The organism is Actinoplanes lutulentus (assembly GCF_003259845.1).
GTDB classification, from domain to species: domain Bacteria; phylum Actinomycetota; class Actinomycetes; order Mycobacteriales; family Micromonosporaceae; genus Actinoplanes; species Actinoplanes lutulentus.
In genome coordinates, this window is sequence record NZ_QLMJ01000040.1 from 1 (window position 1) to 4,586 (window position 4,586).

The following is a 4,586-nucleotide window of genomic DNA, read 5'->3' on the forward strand; positions in this document are numbered from 1 at the left end:
GGTGGTTGTTCGTTTGCTGTGAATCACACAGTGGACGCGTAAGCATAAAATTTAGGGTGGTTAAGCCCTCGGCCTATTAGTACCGGTCAACTCAACACGTTACCGTGCTTACATTTCCGGCCTATCAACCCAGTAGTCTCCTGGGAGCCTTACCCACTCAAGGTGGTGGGATACCTCATCTCGAAGCAGGCTTCCCGCTTAGATGCTTTCAGCGGTTATCCCTTCCGAACGTAGCCAACCAGCCATGCTCCTGGCGGAACAACTGGCACACCAGAGGTTCGTCCGTCCCGGTCCTCTCGTACTAGGGACAGCCCTTCTCAAGTATCCAACGCGCACGGCGGATAGGGACCGAACTGTCTCACGACGTTCTAAACCCAGCTCGCGTACCGCTTTAATGGGCGAACAGCCCAACCCTTGGGACCTGCTACAGCCCCAGGATGCGACGAGCCGACATCGAGGTGCCAAACCATCCCGTCGATATGGACTCTTGGGGAAGATCAGCCTGTTATCCCCGGGGTACCTTTTATCCGTTGAGCGACACCGCTTCCACACGCAAGTGCCGGATCACTAGTCCCGACTTTCGTCCCTGCTCGACCCGTCAGTCTCACAGTCAAGCTCCCTTATGCACTTACACTCAACACCTGATTGCCAACCAGGCTGAGGGAACCTTTGGGCGCCTCCGTTACCCTTTAGGAGGCAACCGCCCCAGTTAAACTACCCACCAGACACTGTCCCTCGACCCGATCAGGGCCGCAAGTTAGATACCCAAACCCAACAGAGTGGTATTTCAACAATGCCTCCACCCGAACTGGCGTCCGAGCTTCACCGGCTCCCACCTATCCTACACAATTAAATTCGGATACCAATGTCAAGCTATAGTAAAGGTCCCGGGGTCTTTCCGTCCTGCCGCGCGTAACGAGCATCTTTACTCGTACTGCAATTTCGCCGGGCCTGTGGTTGAGACAGTGGGGAAGTCGTTACGCCATTCGTGCAGGTCGGAACTTACCCGACAAGGAATTTCGCTACCTTAGGATGGTTATAGTTACCACCGCCGTTTACTGGCGCTTAAGTTCTCCGCCTCGCCCTTACGGGCTAACAGGTCCCCTTAACGTTCCAGCACCGGGCAGGCGTCAGTCCATATACATCGTCTTACGACTTCGCATGGACCTGTGTTTTTAGTAAACAGTCGCTTCCCCCTGCTCTCTGCGGCCATACCACGCTCCACCCGCAAGGGGCTTCACGCGTCCGGCCCCCCTTCTCCCTAAGTTACGGGGGCAATTTGCCGAGTTCCTTAACCACAGTTCACCCGTCGCCTTGGTATTCTCTACCTGACCACCTGTGTCGGTTTAGGGTACGGGCCGCTCGAAGCTCGCTAGAGGCTTTTCTCGGCAGCATAGGATCAATGACTTCACCAGAACGGCTCGGCATCACGTCTCAGCCTTAATGCACCGCGGATTTGCCTACGGTACGGCCTACACGCTTACCCCGGCACAACCACCGGCCGGGATCATCTACCTTCCTGCGTCACCCCATCGCTAAACTACTACCCACAGAGGTCCTAGTCTCCCGCATCGCCGGCCGAAGCCATTGAATTGATCAAGTAGTTAGTACTATGAGGTTCGTCTTGGGCGCTTCTACGCGGGTACGGGAATATCAACCCGTTATCCATCGACTACGCCTCTCGGCCTCGCCTTAGGCCCCGACTCACCCAGGGCGGATTAGCCTGCCCCTGGAACCCTTGGTCATCCGGCGGAAGGGGTTCTCACCCTTCATTCGCTACTCATGCCTGCATTCTCACTCGTATGGCGTCCACGGCTGGATCACTCCGCCGCTTCACCCGCCATACGACGCTCCCCTACCCATCCACACACCTGAACCCTCTGATCAAGTCAGAAAGCTAAGTTAATGTGTGAATGCCACAGCTTCGGCGGTGTGCTTGAGCCCCGCTACATTGTCGGCGCGGAACCACTTGACCAGTGAGCTATTACGCACTCTTTAAAGGGTGGCTGCTTCTAAGCCAACCTCCTGGTTGTCAATGCGATCCCACATCCTTTTCCACTTAGCACACGCTTAGGGGCCTTAGCTGGCGATCTGGGCTGTTTCCCTCTCGACTACGAAGCTTATCCCCCGCAGTCTCACTGCCGCGCTCTCACTTACCGGCATTCGGAGTTTGGCTGATTTCAGTAAGCTTGTGGGCCCCCTAGACCATCCAGTGCTCTACCTCCGGCAAGAAACACGCGACGCTGCACCTAAATGCATTTCGGGGAGAACCAGCTATCACGGAGTTTGATTGGCCTTTCACCCCTAACCACAGGTCATCCCCCAACTTTTCAACGTTGGTGGGTTCGGTCCTCCACGTAGTCTTACCCACGCTTCAACCTGCCCATGGCTAGATCACTCCGCTTCGGGTCTAGAACATGCGACTGAATACGCCCTATTCAGACTCGCTTTCGCTACGGCTACCCCACACGGGTTAACCTCGCCACATGCCACTAACTCGCAGGCTCATTCTTCAAAAGGCACGCCATCACCACTGCTAGGGTGGCTCTGACGGATTGTAGGCGAACGGTTTCAGGTACTATTTCACTCCCCTCCCGGGGTACTTTTCACCATTCCCTCACGGTACTTGTCCGCTATCGGTCACCAGGAAGTATTCAGCCTTACCAGGTGGTCCTGGCAGATTCACAGCAGATTCTAGGAGTCCGCTGCTACTCGGGAACACCACAAAGAGGTCACACACTTTCGTCTACCGGGCTCTCACCGTCTACGGCTGGCTTTCCCACGCCATTCGACTAACATCAAACTTTGTAACTCTTCGACTGTCTGTCAGAACAATCAAGTGGGTCCCACAACCCCGAATACGCAACCCCTGACAGGTATCACACGTATCTGGTTTAGGCTAGATCCGCTTTCGCTCGCCACTACTCACGGAATCACGGTTGTTTTCTCTTCCTACGGGTACTGAGATGTTTCACTTCCCCGCGTTCCCCTCACATGCCCTATGAATTCAGGCACGGATAACACGACATGACTCGTGCTAGGTTTCCCCATTCGGACACCCTGGGATCACAGCTAGGTTGGCAGCTCCCCCAGGCCTATCGCAGCCTCCCACGTCCTTCATCGGCTCCTGGTGCCAAGGCATCCACCGTTCGCCCTTGACAACTTAAACACAAAAAACAAGATGCTCGCGTCCACTGTGCAATTCTCAACCAACGACCAACCCACAACCCTCAAGGACTCTCACCAAGCACTGCCCGCAAGGCAATCGGTATAAGGGTCCAGGTCATGCCTGGCATTGAAGACCAACCGAAAGGGTTGTTCTTTCAGATACCCAACAGGGTGCTTGTTTGTCACCAGATTCCAGCCGCACCAGCGACCGTTCCGCCACCACGAGGGTGTGTACTAAGTTGTGCCGGCCGTTGCCAGATCTAATTAGCCAGTGTCTCCGCCTGTGAGCTCCTCACCACCACATTCGGGCAGTGCAGGATTTCTGTCTGCTTTCGCAGAAGAATGCTCCTTAGAAAGGAGGTGATCCAGCCGCACCTTCCGGTACGGCTACCTTGTTACGACTTCGTCCCAATCGCCAGCCCCACCTTCGACGGCTCCCTCCCACAAGGGGTTAGGCCACCGGCTTCGGGTGTTGCCGACTTTCGTGACGTGACGGGCGGTGTGTACAAGGCCCGGGAACGTATTCACCGCAGCGTTGCTGATCTGCGATTACTAGCGACTCCGACTTCACGGGGTCGAGTTGCAGACCCCGATCCGAACTGAGACCGGCTTTTTGGGATTCGCTCCACCTTACGGTATCGCAGCCCTTTGTACCGGCCATTGTAGCATGCGTGAAGCCCTGGACATAAGGGGCATGATGACTTGACGTCATCCCCACCTTCCTCCGAGTTGACCCCGGCAGTCTCCCATGAGTCCCCAACTAAATGCTGGCAACATGGGACGAGGGTTGCGCTCGTTGCGGGACTTAACCCAACATCTCACGACACGAGCTGACGACAGCCATGCACCACCTGTCACCGGCCCCGAAGGACCCCGTATCTCTACGAGTTTTCCGGCGATGTCAAACCCAGGTAAGGTTCTTCGCGTTGCATCGAATTAATCCGCATGCTCCGCCGCTTGTGCGGGCCCCCGTCAATTCCTTTGAGTTTTAGCCTTGCGGCCGTACTCCCCAGGCGGGGCGCTTAATGCGTTAGCTGCGGCGCAGAAGACCGGAGAGGTCCCCCACACCTAGCGCCCAACGTTTACAGCGTGGACTACCAGGGTATCTAATCCTGTTCGCTCCCCACGCTTTCGCTCCTCAGCGTCAGTATCGGCCCAGAGACCTGCCTTCGCCATCGGTGTTCCTCCTGATATCTGCGCATTTCACCGCTACACCAGGAATTCCAGTCTCCCCTACCGAACTCTAGCCTGCCCGTATCGAATGCAAGCTCGGAGTTGAGCCCCGAGTTTTCACATTCGACGCGACAAGCCGCCTACGAGCTCTTTACGCCCAATAAATCCGGACAACGCTCGCGCCCTACGTCTTACCGCGGCTGCTGGCACGTAGTTGGCCGGCGCTTCTTCTGCAGGTACCGTCA

At 56.2% G+C, this 4,586-nt stretch carries 2 rRNA genes; both read right to left on the reverse strand.

Going from position 1 to position 4,586, the window contains the following annotated elements:
- Positions 1-56: 56 nt before the first annotated feature.
- A 23S ribosomal RNA gene (locus tag B0I29_RS44965) occupies positions 57-3,169 on the reverse strand.
- A 352-nt stretch (positions 3,170-3,521) separates the two neighbouring features.
- Positions 3,522-4,586 (reverse strand): 16S ribosomal RNA (locus B0I29_RS44970); the annotation flags it as partial.